This window comes from Martinezella rhizogenes (assembly GCF_000799715.1).
GTDB lineage: Bacteria > Pseudomonadota > Alphaproteobacteria > Rhizobiales > Rhizobiaceae > Rhizobium > Rhizobium rhizogenes_C.
The window spans coordinates 1,045,468-1,061,654 of the sequence record NZ_JUHG01000011.1 but is presented as its reverse complement, the minus strand read 5'-3'; the positions used below and the strand labels follow the sequence as shown (position 1 = coordinate 1,061,654).

The 16,187-nt window shown below is 60.0% G+C and carries 19 protein-coding genes; 15 read left to right on the top strand and 4 right to left on the bottom strand.

The genetic code is table 11. The features are described 5' to 3' along the window. The first annotated feature begins 64 nt into the window (after positions 1–64). From EX00_RS09050 to map, 10 genes are all read left to right on the top strand, one after another. Positions 65–874: a hypothetical protein gene (locus tag EX00_RS09050; RefSeq protein WP_047456480.1), complete on the top strand. Its 810-nt coding sequence runs from the start codon at positions 65–67 to the stop codon at positions 872–874. Between the two features lie 37 nt (positions 875–911). Further along, complete coding sequence (locus EX00_RS09045) at positions 912–1,319, top strand: OsmC family protein (protein ID WP_047456477.1); 408 nt, start codon at positions 912–914, stop codon at positions 1,317–1,319. Positions 1,320–1,370: 51 nt separating this feature from the next. Beyond that, positions 1,371–2,315, top strand: a complete 945-nt coding sequence (locus EX00_RS09040; protein WP_047457628.1) for a S66 peptidase family protein — start codon at positions 1,371–1,373, stop codon at positions 2,313–2,315. Between the two features lie 80 nt (positions 2,316–2,395). Further along, positions 2,396–2,770: a YciI family protein gene (locus tag EX00_RS09035; protein WP_047456475.1), complete on the top strand. Its 375-nt coding sequence runs from the start codon at positions 2,396–2,398 to the stop codon at positions 2,768–2,770. Then, positions 2,767–4,023 carry an RNA polymerase sigma factor gene (locus EX00_RS09030; protein ID WP_047456473.1) on the top strand — a complete coding sequence of 419 codons (1,257 nt, stop codon included), beginning with the start codon at positions 2,767–2,769 and terminating at the stop codon, positions 4,021–4,023. The genes EX00_RS09035 and EX00_RS09030 overlap by 4 nt, the downstream gene beginning before the upstream one ends. Positions 4,024–4,121: 98 nt before the next feature. After that, positions 4,122–4,592 carry an SRPBCC family protein gene (locus EX00_RS09025; RefSeq protein ID WP_047456471.1) on the top strand — a complete coding sequence of 157 codons (471 nt, stop codon included), beginning with the start codon at positions 4,122–4,124 and terminating at the stop codon, positions 4,590–4,592. A gap of 30 nt (positions 4,593–4,622) precedes the next feature. Next, a complete protein-coding gene (locus EX00_RS09020; protein WP_052210692.1) occupies positions 4,623–5,036 on the top strand; it encodes a DoxX family protein in 414 nt (137 codons plus the stop codon). A 62-nt stretch (positions 5,037–5,098) separates the two neighbouring features. Beyond that, positions 5,099–5,611: a GNAT family N-acetyltransferase gene (locus tag EX00_RS09015; protein ID WP_047456469.1), complete on the top strand. Its 513-nt coding sequence runs from the start codon at positions 5,099–5,101 to the stop codon at positions 5,609–5,611. Positions 5,612–5,786: 175 nt separating this feature from the next. Next, positions 5,787–6,848 carry an LLM class flavin-dependent oxidoreductase gene (locus EX00_RS09010; protein ID WP_047456467.1) on the top strand — a complete coding sequence of 354 codons (1,062 nt, stop codon included), beginning with the start codon at positions 5,787–5,789 and terminating at the stop codon, positions 6,846–6,848. A gap of 47 nt (positions 6,849–6,895) precedes the next feature. Further along, the gene (gene map, locus EX00_RS09005) at positions 6,896–7,648 is read left to right on the top strand and encodes a type I methionyl aminopeptidase (protein WP_047456465.1); all 753 of its coding nucleotides are present in this window, start codon (positions 6,896–6,898) and stop codon (positions 7,646–7,648) included. Positions 7,649–7,732: 84 nt separating this feature from the next. Here the strand turns inward: map and EX00_RS09000 are convergent, their stop codons facing one another. Beyond that, a complete protein-coding gene (locus tag EX00_RS09000) occupies positions 7,733–8,302 on the bottom strand; it encodes a PadR family transcriptional regulator (RefSeq protein WP_047457622.1) in 570 nt (189 codons plus the stop codon). Between the two features lie 415 nt (positions 8,303–8,717). Between EX00_RS09000 and sbmA the strand changes: the two genes are divergently transcribed. Then, on the top strand, positions 8,718–9,983 hold the full coding sequence (sbmA, locus tag EX00_RS08995; protein WP_047457620.1) for a peptide antibiotic transporter SbmA: 1,266 nt from the start codon (positions 8,718–8,720) through the stop codon (positions 9,981–9,983). A 204-nt stretch (positions 9,984–10,187) separates the two neighbouring features. Here sbmA and EX00_RS08990 read toward each other — a convergent pair whose 3' ends face one another. Further along, positions 10,188–11,168 (bottom strand): polysaccharide deacetylase family protein, encoded by a 981-nt coding sequence (locus EX00_RS08990; RefSeq protein WP_047456463.1) that lies wholly within the window; start codon positions 11,166–11,168, stop codon positions 10,188–10,190. 178 nt (positions 11,169–11,346) lie between these two features. On the opposite strand from EX00_RS08990, the gene EX00_RS08985 reads away from it, so the two are divergent. The 3 genes from EX00_RS08985 to der all read left to right on the top strand — a co-directional run bounded on the left by EX00_RS08985 (position 11,347) and on the right by der (position 14,272). Then, positions 11,347–11,928 carry an NnrU family protein gene (locus tag EX00_RS08985; RefSeq protein WP_047457617.1) on the top strand — a complete coding sequence of 194 codons (582 nt, stop codon included), beginning with the start codon at positions 11,347–11,349 and terminating at the stop codon, positions 11,926–11,928. Positions 11,929–12,142: 214 nt separating this feature from the next. Beyond that, entirely contained in the window at positions 12,143–12,826 is a 684-nt protein-coding gene (locus EX00_RS08980; protein ID WP_047456461.1) for a tetratricopeptide repeat protein, read from the top strand. 15 nt (positions 12,827–12,841) lie between these two features. Then, positions 12,842–14,272 (top strand): ribosome biogenesis GTPase Der, encoded by a 1,431-nt coding sequence (gene der, locus EX00_RS08975; protein WP_047456459.1) that lies wholly within the window; start codon positions 12,842–12,844, stop codon positions 14,270–14,272. A 12-nt stretch (positions 14,273–14,284) separates the two neighbouring features. On the opposite strand, the gene EX00_RS08970 is transcribed toward der, so the two are convergent. After that, a complete protein-coding gene (locus tag EX00_RS08970; protein WP_047456458.1) occupies positions 14,285–14,725 on the bottom strand; it encodes a MarR family winged helix-turn-helix transcriptional regulator in 441 nt (146 codons plus the stop codon). Positions 14,726–14,824: 99 nt separating this feature from the next. Between EX00_RS08970 and EX00_RS30765 the strand changes: the two genes are divergently transcribed. After that, positions 14,825–14,980 (top strand): type II toxin-antitoxin system RelE/ParE family toxin, encoded by a 156-nt coding sequence (locus EX00_RS30765; protein WP_080761219.1) that lies wholly within the window; start codon positions 14,825–14,827, stop codon positions 14,978–14,980. 7 nt (positions 14,981–14,987) lie between these two features. Here EX00_RS30765 and EX00_RS08965 read toward each other — a convergent pair whose 3' ends face one another. Then, positions 14,988–16,094 carry a glycosyltransferase family 4 protein gene (locus EX00_RS08965; RefSeq protein ID WP_047456456.1) on the bottom strand — a complete coding sequence of 369 codons (1,107 nt, stop codon included), beginning with the start codon at positions 16,092–16,094 and terminating at the stop codon, positions 14,988–14,990. Positions 16,095–16,187 lie beyond the last annotated feature (93 nt).

Genomic DNA, 16,187 nt, shown 5'->3' with positions numbered 1-16,187 from the left:
GGGATCGCTTTCGGTGGGTTCGACTATCTTTCGGTGAACGCCTTCGGGGGTCTTAGGGCGGGGCATGACTGCTAAATTTACGGAACTGAAAAAGCATCTTTATCGGCGCTTGAAATATCGGCTTCTCCGGCCGAAGCCTCCCGCGCTGTGCGAACCATTCTCCGGACCCGTTGTCGTGGTCGGATCGGCACCGGTGTCGCATAAGCCCGCGGATTTCGACGAGAGCTTCCGGGTGATCACCATCAATGGCTCTCAGGTTGTTACCAAGGCGTGGGGCATCGAGGCGCCCGATGTTGCGCTGGTGCAGTTCAATCAGATCGAGGGAACGAACACCAATGCCGTCGAAGTCCGGCGCGTGCTGAATGGCGAGCGGGCAAAGATGCTGTACATCCTGCTCTGGCGCGACGGTCGCAAGCGGCTCGAGGACGGGCTGAAAGCCTTCAACTATCGATACGACAATCTCGAAATCGTCGATCGCTATCGGCGCATGGCGCTTCTTGATCGAGTGGGCGGCCTACAATGCAGCGAACTGGGCGCCGACGACAAATGTTCGAACGGCATCAACGCCGTGCTTTTCGCGCTCCATAACGGCGCCACCGCCGTGATCATCACCGGCATCAATCCCGATTCCGGCGGCCATATCTACAATCAGGAAAATCTGGCCCGGCTGCACATTCGCAAGGACAGGGAAATCCTGTTGCGGCTGATGGAGCGAGGCTATCCGGTTTTCACCGCCGACCCGGCCGTAGCGCAGTCCCTCGGCTTGCCGCTCTGGGAAGGCAAGGCCCGCGCCCGGCAGATGTCGGAAGCCCAGGCAAAGGCTGCGCGGTCGGTTTCAAAACCGGCTGTGGTCTTGACTCCGTCGCTCCGTTGACTGCGAATCATTCGTCTTTGGACGAATGGGGGCAGTCATGGTTTCCGTAATCGTTGAACTACGCAATGTCGAGGATACGCAGGCGGCGATGGGGTGGGCCGGCGGCCACACCGTCGTCGTTGATCGTCCGCAGGGCCGCGCCGGTGGTCAAGGGCTTGGCTTCAACGGTGCCCAGTTGCTGGGACTGGCGGTCGGCGGATGCTTCTGCAACGACCTGCACTATGTCGCGGCCGATATGGGCATCGGATTGGGAAAGATCTCGATTTCCGTGCATGTGGAATTAGAAGACGATCTGTCGTTCGCGAAGGCTGCGACGATGACTGTGTCGTGCGAAACGCTCGATGGTTCCGATCCGCAGCTCGTGATCGATCGCGCCAAGGCGAGATGCATGGTCGGCAATTCTCTGATGAGGGGAGTTCCGGTCTCAATCGAGGCGGCTGCTTAGTCATTCGATCCAAGGCTGACGCATGTCATGGTTTCATGCCAAAATCGCGACATGGAATCACTGGATCATGCAGAGATCGATCAGGTTTTGACGCCGCCGCCATTGCGGCCGAGCGACAGGATCCGTTTTGTCTCTCCCGCCAGCCCACCCGACAGGGATAGGGTTCTCCGGAACGCCGAAACATTGCAAGGCTGGGGGCTCCGTGTCGATTTCGGTGAGCATGCCTTTCACAAGCGCGATTATCTTGCCGGGACCGATGAGGAGCGGTTGGTCGATCTCAATGTCGCGCTTCGCGATCCCGAGGTTCGGGCTATCTTCACCACGCGTGGCGGCAAGGGATCGTACCGGATCGCCGATCGGCTGGATTTCGCGGCGGCCCGGCGCGATCCGAAGTTTCTGATCGGTTTCAGCGATATCACGGCCTTGCATCTCAGTCTCCTGAAGCATTGCCGCCTGATCGGCATTCATGGCGCGTTTTTTGCCGGCCCAGGAGAAGAGGATGTCAGTGCGGAGACCAGCAGCGCCCTTCGCCGGGCGTTGACGACGACGGATGATATCGTCATCCGATCCCGTCTGGAGGAGCCGACGTCGGCGCTTACGACAAGCGGTACAGTGACCGGGCGATTGATCGGCGGCAACCTCGATATGGTTGCGACGGCAGCCGGTTGGGCGTTACCGGATTTGCATGGGGCGATCCTGTTGCTCGAAGCTATCGGCCTATATCGTGGGCAGGTGGACCGGCAAATGACGATGCTGCGCAAGGCTGGGCATCTGGATGGCCTGGCAGGCGTCGCGGTCGGCCAGTTCACCGATTTCGAATTCGATCTCCGTTTCTCGGTCATCGATATTCTGCGTGAACATCTTGATGTGCTCGGCGTGCCGGTCCTTGGTGGTTTGCCGCTGGGGCATGGGCGTAGCCCTGTCAGCGCTCTGATCGGTACTGTTGCTGTGCTGGATGCAAAAGCAGGGACGCTGACGATCCGGCGTGGCGCGTAGCGTCCTCCAACGATAATTTTTTGACGCGACCTGTCGGAGAAGGCGATACTCCCTCGTCTTTATGGGAGAAGGAGACCCGCATGCTGTATGCCATCCTGTGCTACAACGACGAAGATACCGTGTTTGCCTGGTCCAAAGAGGAAGAGCAGGCGACGATGGAGCGGTTGCTGGCGGTCCAGGCGCCGCTTAGCGAGGCAGGCAAGCTTGGTCCGGTTGCCCGGCTGATGCCGACGACGGCGGCAACGACGCTGCGCAAGGGCAGGAACGAACCGTTCGTCATCGACGGTCCCTTCGCCGAGACGAAGGAGCAACTCCTCGGATTCTACGTGATCGACTTTGACTCTCTCGATGAAGCAATTGAATTTTCAAAGAAACTGGCGATCGCCAATCCGGGTGCCGGTTCCTATGAGATCCGTCCGCTTTACGTCTTCAGACCGGGGATGATCGCGACATGACCGACATAGCCTGGATCGATATCGCGTTCACCAATGCCCGGCCGCAGGTGGTTGGCGCGCTGCTTCGCTATTTCCGCAATCTCGATATCGCCGAAGAGGCGTTTCAGGAGGCTTGCCTCAGGGCCCTGAAGACATGGCCGGACAAGGGGCCGCCGCGCGATCCCGTGGCATGGTTGATCTTCGTTGGACGCAACAGCGCCATCGATGCTGTGCGCAAACAGGCGAAGACGCAGGCACTGCCGGACGAGGAGGTTATCTCGGATACCGGTGACGCCGAAAGCGATCTCGCCGAGCGGCTCGACGGATCGAACTATCGCGACGACATCCTGCGGCTGTTGTTCATCTGCTGTCATCCGGATTTGCCGGCGACGCAGCAGATCGCTCTGGCGCTGCGTGTCGTCTCCGGCCTTTCGGTGGCGCAGATCGCCCGCGCTTTTCTGGTCAGCGACAGCGCCATGGAGCAGCGCATCACCCGCGCCAAGGCACGCGTGGCCGCGGCCGGCGTGCCGTTCGAGACGCCGGGCGCCGTCGAGCGGGCGGAACGCGTGGCGCTTGTCAGCGCCATGATCTATCTCATCTTCAACGAGGGCTATTCCGCCGGCGGGCCGGGCCGCGAAGCCTCCGCCTTTGCCGATGAGGCGATCCGGCTCGGCCGGCTGCTTTTGCGCATCTTTCCGACCGAACCCGAAATCATGGGGTTGCTGGCGCTGATGCTGTTGCAGCAATCGCGTCAGGCGGCGCGCTTCGATGCGAGCGGCCAGATCGTGTTGCTGGAAGATCAGGACCGGTCGCTCTGGAACCACATGCTCATCGACGAGGCGCTGGCGCTGCTCGACAAGGCGATCCGCCATCGCCGTCCCGGACCCTATCAGCTTCAGGCGGCGATCGCAGCACTTCATTCGAGGGCCAAGCAGGCCGGGGATACGGATTGGGCGGAAATCGATCTGCTCTACCAAACACTGGAGCGGGTGCATCCGTCGCCGGTCGTCACGCTGAACCGTGCCGTCGCCGTCGCGAAGCTCAAGGGGCCGGAGGTGGCTTTGGCCCTGGTGGAGACTTTGGCGGACCCACTCGACAGCTATTTCTATTTTCACGGGTTGAGGGGTGGCCTGCTCATGCAATTGCATCGGGCGCGGGAGGCGCGTTCCGCCTTCGACCGTGCCATCGCGCTTGCCCGCTCGCCGGCGGAGGCCGAGCATATCCGCCACCAGCTCGACCGTTTGAGCACAATGGCTCCGGCAATCGCAAAATAATCGACGAATTTTCTCATCCCCTGTCGGAATGAGATGGCGGCAAGCGTCCTTGGAACATAGGCCGATAGGGCCGATTTACGCTGGAGAGAGATAGGACCATGACTGAACAGACCGCCCGCCACGCGCTTTCGCTGACCCGCATCATCAACGCGCCGCGCGAGACGATCTTTCGCTGCTGGACGGAGGCGAACCTGCTGAAACAATGGTTCTCGCCGCTGCCCTGGACGACATCGGTTGCCGAACTCGACGTCCGCGCCGGCGGCACCAGCTCGGTCACCATGCGCAGCCCTGAAGGCGAGGACTATCCGAATGTCGGCGTCTATCTCGAGGTCGTCCCGAACGAGCGGATCGTCTTCACCGACGCCTTCACCAGTGCCTGGGTGCCATCAGCCAAACCCTTCATGGTGGTGATCATTCAGCTTGAAGATCTCGGCGGCGGCAAGACGCGCTACACCGCAACAGTCCTGCATTGGACGGCGGAAGACCGCGAAGCGCATGAGAAGATGGGCTTTCATGAGGGTTGGGGTCAATGCACCGACCAACTCGCGGCGCTGGCGGCCAAGATCTGAATTGCTCATTCCAATCCGGGGGATACATCCATGTCCTATGTAACAGATTCACCATCCGGTTCGCGAGCGCAGCGCGTGGCCGGCATGATCCTCAACGGCTTGATCGTTGCGTTTCTCGTTTTCGACGGCGCAATCAAGCTCATGCCTCTGCCTGTCGTCACCGAGACGATGACGGCGCTCGGCTATTCCGGTGATCCGGCGCTCGCGCGGCTGCTTGGCGTCATCACGCTTGTCTGTGCGGTCCTCTATGCCATCCCGGCGACGTCTGTCCTCGGGGCCATCCTTCTCACCGGCCTGCTAGGCGGAGCGATGGCGACACATTTAAGGGTCGGCAGCCCGGTATTTTCGCACCTGCTGTTCGGCCCTTATCTCGGCATCATCGCCTGGGGCGGACTTTATCTTCGCTATGAGGCGGTTCGGAAAATGATTCCGTTCCAGCGCTGAAGCTGTTGATTTCGGATTCGATTTGCTAAGGCTCGCTCCCGCATGAACGAGAGGAGCGAGCCATGCTGCACGTCACCATAGCGCCAGTCAGGCAATCGGATGCCGAAGATCTGATCACGGCCAATATTGCGAGCCGCGCCTATCATGCGCCCTGGGCCTTTCCCTTCGTCGATCGCGACGGCTTCGATGCCTGGTTCGGGCAGACCGTGACCGGACCCAATATCGGCTTGGTGGCGCGCGACACCAGTTCGGGCGGCATCGTCGGGGTGGTCAATATCAGCCAGATGGTCTGGGGCGGTTTCCGCAGCGCCTTTCTCGGCTATCACGGCATGGTGGGTTTTGCCGGCCGGGGTTTCATGACCGAGGCATTGCGTCTGGCAATCGTCCATGCATTCGATACCGTCGGCCTGCATCGGCTGGAAGCCAATATCCAGCCTGCAAACCAGGCCTCCATCGCGCTCGTGCAGAGGCTCGGGTTTCGCATGGAGGGATTCTCACCGCAATATCTGAAGATCGGCGGCGCCTGGTGCGATCATGAGCGCTGGGCGTTGCTGGCCGACGATCCACGGCTCTGATCTGCTACATGAGGCGCTTCGGAGGCGGATTCCGGAGCGACACGGAAGACGTTGATTTCGGATTCCTATTAGGGGTCGCTATCAACATTATCGAACAAACCGTTCGATAATTCACATTTGCGATTGCAACGCCGCCTTCCCATTTGGTCCATCAACAACAGATGGATATTTCACCATGGAACTTGGCCTTTATACATTCGCCGACGTCAATCCCGATCCCACCCTCAACAAGGGCGCGGAGGCGGCGCGGCGTCTGAACAATCTCATTGAGGAAATCGAGCTGGCCGATCAGGTCGGTCTCGATGTCTTCGGGCTTGGCGAGCATCATCGCCCGGACTATGCGGCCTCGGCTCCCGCCGTGGCGCTTGCCGCCGCTGCCGCGAAGACGAAGACTATCCGGCTGACCAGCGCCGTGACGGTGCTGAGTTCGGACGATCCTGTGCGCGTCTTCCAGCAGTTCGCAACGCTCGACCTCATTTCCAACGGCCGCGCCGAGATCATGGCGGGGCGAGGCTCGTTCATCGAGTCCTTCCCGCTATTCGGCTACAATCTTGAGGATTACGACCAGCTCTTCGAGGAAAAGCTCGATTTGCTGCTGGCGATCCGCGATGGCGAACAGGTGAACTGGACTGGCGAGATGCGTGCGCCGATCAACGGGCAAGGGGTCTATCCCCGGCCACTGCAGGATCCGTTGCCGATCTGGATCGCGGTCGGCGGCACGCCCCAATCGGTGGCGCGCGCCGGTGCGTTGGGCCTGCCGATGGCGATTGCCATCATCGGCGGCGAGCCGCGCCGGTTTGCGCCGCTCGTCGATCTCTACCGCGAGGCTGCCCGCCGTGCCGATCAGGATCAGGCCAAGCTGAAGACCAGCATCAATGTCCACGGCTTCGTCGCCGATACGACCGAGGCCGCCGCCGATCAGTTCTACGGCCCGCAGGCCGAGGTGATGAACCGCATCGGCCGCGAACGTGGCTGGGGACCGACAAGCCGGGCACAGTTCGATCAGTCGCGCGGGCCGAACGGCGCGCTCTTCGTTGGTGATCCCGAAACCGTGGCCGAGAAGATCGTCGCGCATCACGAGCTGTTCAAGAACGACCGCTTCCTGCTGCAGATGGCGATCGGCACGATGCCGCATGATCAGATTATGCGCGGCATAGAGCTCTACGGCACGAAAGTCGCGCCGCTCGTCAGAAAGGCATTGACTGAACAGGTCGGAGAGGCGAAAGCGACTGCTTGAGCCTTCGCCTTGGGAAGGTGGGGATACGAGCCAGCCGGAAGCCGCGAATGATCATCTCGAACGACGACGAATTGACCAAGCTGAAAGAGATCGGTCGCATCTGCGCCAATGCGCTGCAGGCGATGGCGGCGGCGCTGGAGCCGGGTATCACCACGTTGGAACTCGATGCCATCGGCCGAAAGGTGCTGGAAGACGCCGGCGCGCGTTCCGCGCCGGAACTTGTCTATCGGTTTCCGGGCGCCACTTGCATCAGCGTCAACGAGGAAGTGGCGCACGGCATTCCCGGCCCGCGGGTGATCCAGGCCGGTGATCTCGTCAATCTCGATGTTTCCGCCGAGAAGGACGGGTTCTTTTCCGACACTGGCTCGTCCTTTGCGGTGCCGCCGGTGAAGCCGAAGATCGAGCGTCTTTGCCGTGACGGCAAGCGGGCGCTGTGGGTCGGCCTGAACCAGGTGCGCAGCGGCGCGCCTTTCTCCAAGATCGGCCACGCCGTCGGCGCTTTCGCGCAGAAGAACCGCTATACGCTGGTCGCCAATCTCGCCAGCCACGGCATTGGCCGTTCGCTGCATGAGGAGCCGGCGGAGGTTTCCACCTGGGCCGACCCAGACGAAACGCGGATCATGCAGGACGGCCTGGTGTTCACCGTCGAGCCGTTTTTGTCGCTTGGCGCCACCTGGGCGGAAGGCGGCGACGATGCCTGGACGCTGTATGGCGATCCGCGCGCGCCGACGGTCCAGTTCGAACATACCGTCGTTGCCACCCGCAACGGGCCGGTGATCCTGACGTTGGCGGATAGCTAAAAGGCTGAAGCGTTTCAGCGCTCCAGCCTTTTGTCTCAATGCTATTCCTGATGGAAAACCGCCACGCGCTTTTCCTGGAATTGCTCAATCTTCCGTCTTCGTCTCGCCACGGATGATGTCGGCGGCTGCCCGCTCGAGGATCGCCGCGATGCGTGCGCCTTCGGCCTTGCTCCAAGGGTGCTTCGACCGCAGTGCTGCGTGCAGCAGGTGGCGGGCGCGGTGAACCTCGCCGGCCTCGCGGCCGAACGGGCCGTCACGACCTTCGTCGCCGTTGTTCTCGCCGTCAAACGCGCGTTTGACATGCGCCATTCTCTCGCCGATGGCACCAAGCTTGGCGAGCGTTGCCTCGACCAGTTCGCGGTTCTCTTCGACCCGCTTCTGACCGCTCTCGGTGATGCGGTAGAGTTTCTTCGTGCCGCTGGCCTCGACTTCGGCAAGGCCGGTTTCTTCGAGGTAGGTGAGGGCGGGGTAGATGACGCCCGGGCTCGGCACATAGAAGCCGCCGGAGCGCTCTTCCAATGTCTTGATCAGTTCATAGCCATGGCGCGGCTGCTCGGAAAGCAAAGCGAGGATGATGAGCTGCAGATCGGCGGCGTCGAATTTCCGGCCGGTTCGAAACCCGCCGCCGAACATGCCGCCCTTGAAGCCTCTCATGAACTCTCTCCCATGCCTGCCGCGGGAATCGCGGCGTTCGCCATGTCGTAGGATATATGTCTCGACGGTGTCAAAGCTACCGCCGAACATGTGATCTCTAAAGCCTTTCATCGTGTGTCTCCTGTTGGGGTGATGTGATTTTGTATCGTTAGTCATGTCGTAAGACATATATCGTAAGATAACGCCTTGCAAGGGGACGGCGAATTTTTTGCTGAGTGGGATGGGTGGGGCGTGCGGCGGAGCGGGGGATTTGCCTATGGCCGGCTGAACAATCGCGTCACGATCGTGGGATAAGCGATTACATCTATGTAAGAAACAGGCTGGGCCGGTTGCTGCTTCTAGCGAACTGCCTTAGGTTCGCCGTTAACAAACGTCATTGCGGTTCGAAAACCCAATCAAGAAAGCTGCGCTTCCCGTGTTTCACTCATTCTTTCCTCAGCCGAAATTATTCTTTACCTCAATGGTGGTCTGGACGCTGGCCTGTATCGCGGCCTGGTATTCGTTCTTTTCGAACTTGGGGACGCGTTTAGGTTTCGTCATGCCGGGGGAAGGGCAAGAGCCATACGATCTGAGTTATTTCCTGCTATGGGGAAACGTGTGGTTTTACGGTTTTTTCCTTGTGTGCATCGCGCTCTTCTGCGGCGCATGGCACGTTCGCGCTCGGAACAATCCTTGGAAGCTGTGGTCGATTTGGGGCTCCGCGCTGATTATTCTGGTCACTTATTTCGGCGTTCAGGTGTCGGTGGTCGTGAACAACTTTCGCCGTCCCTTCGGTGATCTTTTGCAAGCGGCGCTCACGAAGCAACCGGGCGTCACGGTGGAGAGTTTCTACACGCTGATGACGATCTTCGCGCAGATCGCCTTCCTCAGTATGTTTGTCTCGATCCTGACGGACTTCTTCACAAGCCACTATATCTTCCGCTGGCGCACGGCGATGAACAACTTTTATATGTCGAAATGGGAAAAGCTGCGTCACATCGAAGGCGCTTCCCAGCGCGTTCAAGAAGATACGATGCGCTTTTCCAACGTTCTCGAAGGATTGGGCATCAGCCTGATTAATTCGGTGATGACGCTGATCGTATTTCTGCCGATCTTGCTCGCGCTTTCGAGCTATGTCACCGAACTGCCAATCATCGGCAAGATTTCTCATGCGCTCTTCTGGCTGGCGCTGTTCTGGTCGATTTTCGGCACGGTGCTGTTGGCCGTTGCCGGCATCAAATTGCCCGGTCTGAATTTCAAGAATCAACGCGTGGAAGCGGCGTACCGCAAGGAGCTCGTTTATGGCGAGGATCACGCCGAGCGTGCGCAGCCCGTGACGGTCGGAGAGCTTTTCGCAAATGTGAGGCGGAACTACTACCGTATCTACTTCCACTACGTCTATTTCAACGTCGCCCGGTACTTCTATCTACAGGCTGACTCGATGTTCGTCCTGTTTATGCTGGTTCCGACCTTCGTCGCCGGCGCGATCACTTACGGCATATATCAGCAGATCGCGACTGCCTTCGGTCAGGTCAGCAATTCGTTCCAGTATCTCGTCAATTCCTGGACGACGATCATCGAGCTTCTGTCGATCTACAAACGTCTTAAAACTTTCGAAGCAGCGATCGATGACGAGCCATTGCCGTCGATCGATCAGCGTTATTTGGAGCGTGAAGCCGGCGTCGTTCACGCCGACGGCTGATGAAACGAGGCTTCGGAAACGGGGCCTTTTTCATGTCTCGATGAAGGCGCGTAACGTCATGTCGGTCACAGTCTCATCGAGCAATTGGACTGGCGAGAGAAGCTCTGCGTTTGCCGCGCCACCGGCCCTTCGCTTTGGCTCAGGGCGTTCGTCGCTGCAATCGACCCGCCGGGGTCGATTACGTCAGCTTCGCTGAACCGCTCCTCACCCCTGCTGCGGTTTCCCCCGCGCTGCGATCAGCGGGATCGCCTCGGAATAGCTGACGCAGGCGACGCCGTCCCTGTGGCAGACGTCGCTGACGAAGCGGTCCAGTGCTCGCCAATAGGCGCCGTCGTTCATTTCGACAAAGTGGAAGCCGAGCTGTAGCGGGATGCGGTCGCCATTATACTGCTTGTCGAAGGCGGCTTCGAAGGCTGCGAACGTGCGATCCTCATAGGTTTTGGAATTGGCCTTGTCCTCGACGCCCTTGGAATGGCGGACATAGAGGTTGTAGTCCATTCCGATCACTAGGCGGTTGGCGGGGCCCTCGGGGATGAGCGGCAGGCCAAAGCGATAGAGGCTGTCGACCACCTGCGGCAGCGCCGGACCCTTGGTGACGAGGCTTGCGTCATACTGAAAGCCCATCGCCTTTTCCGCCGGCACCAGCCCATCGCTGGTGGAGAGATAGGGCGCGCGAAAACCCTTGACGTCGTTGGTGGCGAAATCTTGCCAGCCCTGTGGCTCCTTGTCCGCCAGGCCGACATTCTTCCAGGCGTCGCGCAGCGCCACGCGGGCGGTCATGAAGTCTTGCTTCCAGTCGGCAGCACTCCACGTCTTGCCGTCGAAATGGCCGCAGGCATGGCTGGAAATATCGTGGCCCTCCAGATGCGCGCCCCAGATATTGGCGATGCGGGTCCGCACGTCGTCTTCGCTCTTGGCAAAGCCGACATTGGATTTTCCGGCCCGCTGCCCCGGCGCCTGATAGGCTTTCGCCTGGGCGCGGTTCATCAGGAAGGTGCAGGAGAGAAAGTAAGTGAAATGCGCGCCGTTGCGCGAGGCGATCTCGCGGCTCTTCGTCCACAGCGTGTTGTCATGCGCGCCGTCGAAGGAGATTATCACCAATTGCTTCGGCTTCTCATCGGCCTGCGCTGCAACGGGCAGAGCCAGAGAAATGGCGAGGGACGCAAAGGAGACAAAACGAAACATGGGCACCGCGATTATCTGAACGAGCACGCTTCCATCCGAAAGCCGCTACATATGTTTGGGGATTATGCCCCGGTTCCGTCGCTTCCTCTGCCGGAAATGCGGCAAAGCTACGGTGCCGCTGGTAATTTTCGCCATAATCGATACTGATGTCGTTACAACGGCAAAACAGGATTTCCTCATGTCATTGCTCATTCTCGGCATCGTTCTCTTCCTCGGTCTCCACCTGATCCGCGTCGTCGCGCCGGAATTCCGCCGCTCGATGATCTCCAGCCTCGGCGAGTCCGGCTGGAAGATCGGCTATTCGGTTGCCAGCGTCCTGACGCTGATTCTTCTCATCTATGGGTTCGGGCAGGCGCGCGACATGACCCCGATCTGGTCGCCGCCGTTCTGGATGAGTCACATCACGATCCTGTTGATGCTGTTCGCGATGATCTGTCTTGTCGCCTCGCTGTTGCCGGCGGGGCATATCGCAGTCAGGACGAAGCATCCAATGGTGCTGTCGGTGAAGATCTGGGCTTTGGCGCATCTGCTGTCTAATGGCGATGCCGCGGCCATGCTGCTGTTTGCCGCCTTCCTCGCCTGGGGCGTTATTCTCCGGATTTCACTGAAGAAGCGCGAGCGCGCCGGCGAGATAACGCTGCGTCCGTTCGTGTCGGCCAAATACGATCTATATGCGATCGTCATCGGCGTGATCGCCTGGGGATTGATCATTTGGAAGCTGCATGCGTGGATTATCGGGGTTTCGCCGCTCGTTATGTGACGATTTCTGCCATTCCCCCTTACAACAGCCGCAAAATGGGGTAGAAGGCGCCAGTAGAGCGGATGATTTTAGGTCGAATAGACCTAAAATCTGAATCCGCTCTAGCATCATGAGAGTAGAGCATGATGTCGTCCGAAAACCGCTCACACTTTTCGGCATCATGCTCTAACCCATAAGCTCTTTTGGAATAATTTGGCCTGGGCCGGAGACGAGAATGGCATTCAATGACGACAGCTTCATCCGCGAGGTGAACGAGGAACTGCGTTCGGACCAATTGCGGTTCGTATGGCGCCGTTTTGGCCGAGTTATTATCGGCGCTGCCGTGCTTGTCGTTGTCGGCACCGCCGCCTATAGCGGCTATCGCTACTGGTCTGGTCAGCAGGCTGGCAACAGCGGCGATCAGTTCATTTCCGCGCTGACGCTGGCCGATCAGAACAAGACCGACGAGGCGCTGGCGGCCCTTGCCGCCATCGAGAAGGATGGCAGTGGTTCCTATCCGCTCCTGGCGCGCATGCGCGCCGCCACGCTGCAGGCACAGAAGGGCGATACCGCCGGCGCCGTTGCCGCTTTTTCGGCGATCGGCAAGGAGACGGCTCTTCCGACGGTTATCCGGGATGCGGCTCGCCTGCGCGCGGCCTATCTGCTCGTCGACACCGGTACCTATGATCAAGTCGCGGCTGAGGCGCAGGAACTGGCGGTGCCCGCCAATACGTTCCGGCATTCAGCACGCGACGTATTGGGCCTTGCCGCTTACAAGGCAGGCGATTTCGCCAAGGCAAGGCAATGGTTCCAGGCGATCGTTGACGATCCCCAGAGCCCGCGCAATGTCGGCAACCGCGCCCAAATGCTGCTTGACCTCATCACTGCATCCGGCAAGGCTCCGGCTGCAAACGGCTGAAGGGTAAATCATTAAATGAGTTTCACGGTTGCGATCGTCGGTCGCCCGAATGTTGGCAAGTCCACACTTTTCAACCGACTGGTTGGCAAGAAGCTGGCGCTTGTCGATGACACGCCGGGCGTCACGCGGGACCGTCGTCCCGGCGAGGCCAAGCTGATCGATCTCCGCTTCCGCATCGTCGATACCGCCGGTCTCGAAGAAGCGGACGAAGAGACGCTCGAAGGCCGCATGCGCGCCCAGACCGAGCTGGCGATCGACGAGGCCGACCTGACGCTGTTCGTGGTTGATGCCAAGATGGGCTTGACCCATGTCGACAAGACGCTGGCGGAAATGCTGCGCAAGCGCGGCCGCCCGGTCGTGCTGGTCGCCAACAAATCCGAAGCGCGCGGCTCTGATAGCGGCTTTTACGATGCCTATACGCTCGGCCTCGGCGATCCTTGCCCGATCTCGGCCGAACATGGCCAGGGAATGATGGATCTGCGCGACGCAATCGTCGAGGCGATCGGCCATGACCAGGCTTTCCCGCCGAGGGATGACGAAGCAGAGACGAATGTCAGAATTCCGCGTTCCCCCACAGGCGAGGATGGCGAGGAGATCGAAGAAGAAGAGCCGGTTTATGATGAGACCCGGCCTCTGCGCGTCGCCATCGTTGGCCGCCCGAATGCCGGCAAGTCGACGCTGATCAATCGCTTTCTCGGCGAGGACCGGCTGCTGACCGGCCCGGAAGCCGGCATTACGCGCGATTCCATCTCGGTAGACTGGTCTTGGCGCGGCCGCACCGTGAAGATGTTCGATACCGCCGGCATGCGCCGCAAGGCCAGGGTGACCGAGAAGCTGGAAAAGCTCTCCGTCGCCGACACGTTGCGCGCTATCCGTTTTGCCGAGACCGTGGTCATCATTTTCGACGCCACCATTCCGTTTGAGAAGCAGGATCTGCAGATCGTCGATCTGGTGATCCGCGAGGGCCGCGCCGCCGTGATCGCCTTCAACAAGTGGGACATGATCGAGGATCGCCAAGCCGTGCTTGCCGACCTTCGCGAAAAGACCGACCGGCTGTTGCCGCAGGCTCGCGGCATCCGTGCCGTGCCGATTGCCGGCCAGACTGGCGACGGTCTGGATCGGCTGATGCAGGCGATCGTCGATACCGACAAGGTCTGGAACAAGCGCATCGCCACCGCCAAGCTCAATCGCTGGCTGGAAACGCAGCAGGTTCAGCATCCGCCACCCGCTGTCTCCGGACGGCGCATCAAGCTGAAATACATGACCCAGGTCAAGGCACGTCCGCCGGCCTTCATGATTTCCTGCACGCGTTCGGATTCTCTGCCGGAATCCTACGTGCGCTATCTTATCAACGGCCTGCGTGCGGATTTCGCCATGCCGGGCGTGCCGATCCGCATCCATTTTCGCACGTCGGAAAATCCCTACGAGACCAAGAAGAAGCGGTGACGGCCTGAGGGATCAGGCCGCGCCCTTGTTTAGCGCTTCGCGCAGCGTGACGATTTCCGCCTTCAACCGCGTCAGCTCGGCTGCCGTCGTATTCGACGCATCAAGGATGCAAGGGGGGATGGCGGCGGCTTTTGTCTTCAGCGCCGTCCCTTCACTCGTCAGGCGGATCAGTACCTGTCGTTCGTCTTCCTTGCTGCGGGTGCGCTGAATGAAGCCCGCGGCTTCGAGACGCTTCAGCAGCGGCGTCAGCGTGCTTGATTCGAGAAACAGCTTCTCGCCGATACCGCCGACCGTCTGGCCATCCTCTTCCCACAGTGTCACCATGACGAGATATTGCGGGTAGGTGAGGTTCAGCTCGTCGAGCATTGGCTTGTACAGCCGGTTCATCGCATGGTTCGCCGAATAGAGGGCGAAACATATGAAGTTATCCAATTTCAATAGATCGTCGGTCATCTCTAACACTCCGTAAGGGAGTCTATTTAAGTCGTGCGATAAACAATCGTAATCATAAAAATGCATGACTGCCATGCATGGTTCCCGATTTCTCGATAAATGGTCGCTGAATTTCGCGAGCGCCGTTTGCCGGGCACGCGGGAGCTGGTTGTGACGCGAACGTCGTTTCTCGTCGTCTATCGGGTCGAGGACAATATCGAGCTGATCCGTGTCCTGCACGGCGCGCAACAATGGCCGCCGCTCGATGATGAATAGCAGGAAGCTAGTGTTTGTGAACCAACATCCGGCCACGATGGTTGGCCACGCGGACGTTGCCGATGAATTGCGTCGTAGCGGCTTCCCAGGAGTAGTTGAGTGCGAGTGCGCGCGCTGCCTCACGGGAGGAGGAGAGGGCGGCTAGGCAGGCTTCCCTCAGGTCATCATTGACGACGCCGGCCGCTTCATCGCCGCCAAGAATGTCGGCGGGGCCGGTGACGGGATAGGCGGCGACGGGGACGCCGCTTGCCAGCGCTTCGAGGATGGCATTGCCGAATGTGTCGGTCTTCGACGGAAAGACGAAGACGTCGGCCTGCGAATAGGCATGCGCCAGGGCCTCGCCAAACTTCGAACCGAGGAAATGCACTTTCGGATAGAGTTTCTGCAGCTCGGCGCGCGCCGGGCCGTCGCCGACGACGACCTTTGAGCCCGGCAGGTCGAGATCGAGGAAAGCCGGCAGGTTCTTTTCGAGAGCGACGCGCCCAACGGTCATGAAGATCGGGCGGGGCAGGCCGAAGGGGGTGTCCTCCAGCGGCTGCGGGCGAAACAGCGTCGAGTCGATACCGCGGCTCCAAGGCAGCAGGTTGCTGATGCCTTTCTGCTTGAGCTCATAAGCAAGGCTCGGTGTCGCAACCATGCAGCCGAAGCCGGCATTGTGGAACCATTTGACGAAGGCATAGAGCCAGTTTTGCGGGATCGGCAGCCGGGCGGCGACGTATTCAGGAAAGCGGGTGTGATAGCTGGTCGAAAACGGCATGCCGTTTTTCAGGCACCAACGCCTGGCCGTCAGTCCGAGCGGACCTTCCGTGGCGATATGCACATAGGTCGGCTGCGCCGCTTCGATCCTGGCGGCAACCTTGCGATAGCTTGCGATCGACAGGCGGATTTCCGGATAGGTCGGGCAGGGGATGTTGCGGAAGCCTTCCGGTGTGATCATGGTGACCTCAATGCCCATGCGCGCCAGTTCGCGGTTGGTGTTTTCGATCGAGCGCACGACGCCATTCACCTGCGGATGCCAGGCATCGCTGACGATGAGCAAGCGTTCGGGCACTGCGACCGGAGTTGCAGCCTGATCCCATATCTCGTGATCGATGTCCGACAAACGTTGCAACATGTCCAAAACGTTCCATCCGCACCACACCCTCATGATGCCGGTACAACCAAATGCGGTGCAACAAAGGTGATTCCCGCGCCTGTTCTATTGTGC

What these genes read in the sequence shown, in the direction of transcription:
- der (WP_047456459.1), top strand. Translation starts at nt 12,842, where the DNA reads ATGAGTTTCACGGTTGCGATCGTCGGTCGCCCGAATGTTGGCAAGTCC.
- EX00_RS08985 (WP_047457617.1), top strand. Translation starts at nt 11,347, where the DNA reads ATGTCATTGCTCATTCTCGGCATCGTTCTCTTCCTCGGTCTCCACCTG.
- EX00_RS08980 (WP_047456461.1), top strand. Translation starts at nt 12,143, where the DNA reads ATGGCATTCAATGACGACAGCTTCATCCGCGAGGTGAACGAGGAACTG.
- EX00_RS08970 (WP_047456458.1), bottom strand. Translation starts at nt 14,725, where the DNA reads ATGACCGACGATCTATTGAAATTGGATAACTTCATATGTTTCGCCCTC.
- EX00_RS09010 (WP_047456467.1), top strand. Translation starts at nt 5,787, where the DNA reads ATGGAACTTGGCCTTTATACATTCGCCGACGTCAATCCCGATCCCACC.
- EX00_RS08990 (WP_047456463.1), bottom strand. Translation starts at nt 11,168, where the DNA reads ATGTTTCGTTTTGTCTCCTTTGCGTCCCTCGCCATTTCTCTGGCTCTG.
- EX00_RS09045 (WP_047456477.1), top strand. Translation starts at nt 912, where the DNA reads ATGGTTTCCGTAATCGTTGAACTACGCAATGTCGAGGATACGCAGGCG.
- EX00_RS09020 (WP_052210692.1), top strand. Translation starts at nt 4,623, where the DNA reads ATGTCCTATGTAACAGATTCACCATCCGGTTCGCGAGCGCAGCGCGTG.
- EX00_RS09015 (WP_047456469.1), top strand. Translation starts at nt 5,099, where the DNA reads ATGCTGCACGTCACCATAGCGCCAGTCAGGCAATCGGATGCCGAAGAT.
- EX00_RS09030 (WP_047456473.1), top strand. Translation starts at nt 2,767, where the DNA reads ATGACCGACATAGCCTGGATCGATATCGCGTTCACCAATGCCCGGCCG.
- EX00_RS09050 (WP_047456480.1), top strand. Translation starts at nt 65, where the DNA reads ATGACTGCTAAATTTACGGAACTGAAAAAGCATCTTTATCGGCGCTTG.
- EX00_RS08965 (WP_047456456.1), bottom strand. Translation starts at nt 16,094, where the DNA reads ATGTTGCAACGTTTGTCGGACATCGATCACGAGATATGGGATCAGGCT.
- EX00_RS09040 (WP_047457628.1), top strand. Translation starts at nt 1,371, where the DNA reads ATGGAATCACTGGATCATGCAGAGATCGATCAGGTTTTGACGCCGCCG.
- map (WP_047456465.1), top strand. Translation starts at nt 6,896, where the DNA reads ATGATCATCTCGAACGACGACGAATTGACCAAGCTGAAAGAGATCGGT.
- EX00_RS09025 (WP_047456471.1), top strand. Translation starts at nt 4,122, where the DNA reads ATGACTGAACAGACCGCCCGCCACGCGCTTTCGCTGACCCGCATCATC.
- EX00_RS30765 (WP_080761219.1), top strand. Translation starts at nt 14,825, where the DNA reads ATGGTCGCTGAATTTCGCGAGCGCCGTTTGCCGGGCACGCGGGAGCTG.
- EX00_RS09000 (WP_047457622.1), bottom strand. Translation starts at nt 8,302, where the DNA reads ATGAGAGGCTTCAAGGGCGGCATGTTCGGCGGCGGGTTTCGAACCGGC.
- EX00_RS09035 (WP_047456475.1), top strand. Translation starts at nt 2,396, where the DNA reads ATGCTGTATGCCATCCTGTGCTACAACGACGAAGATACCGTGTTTGCC.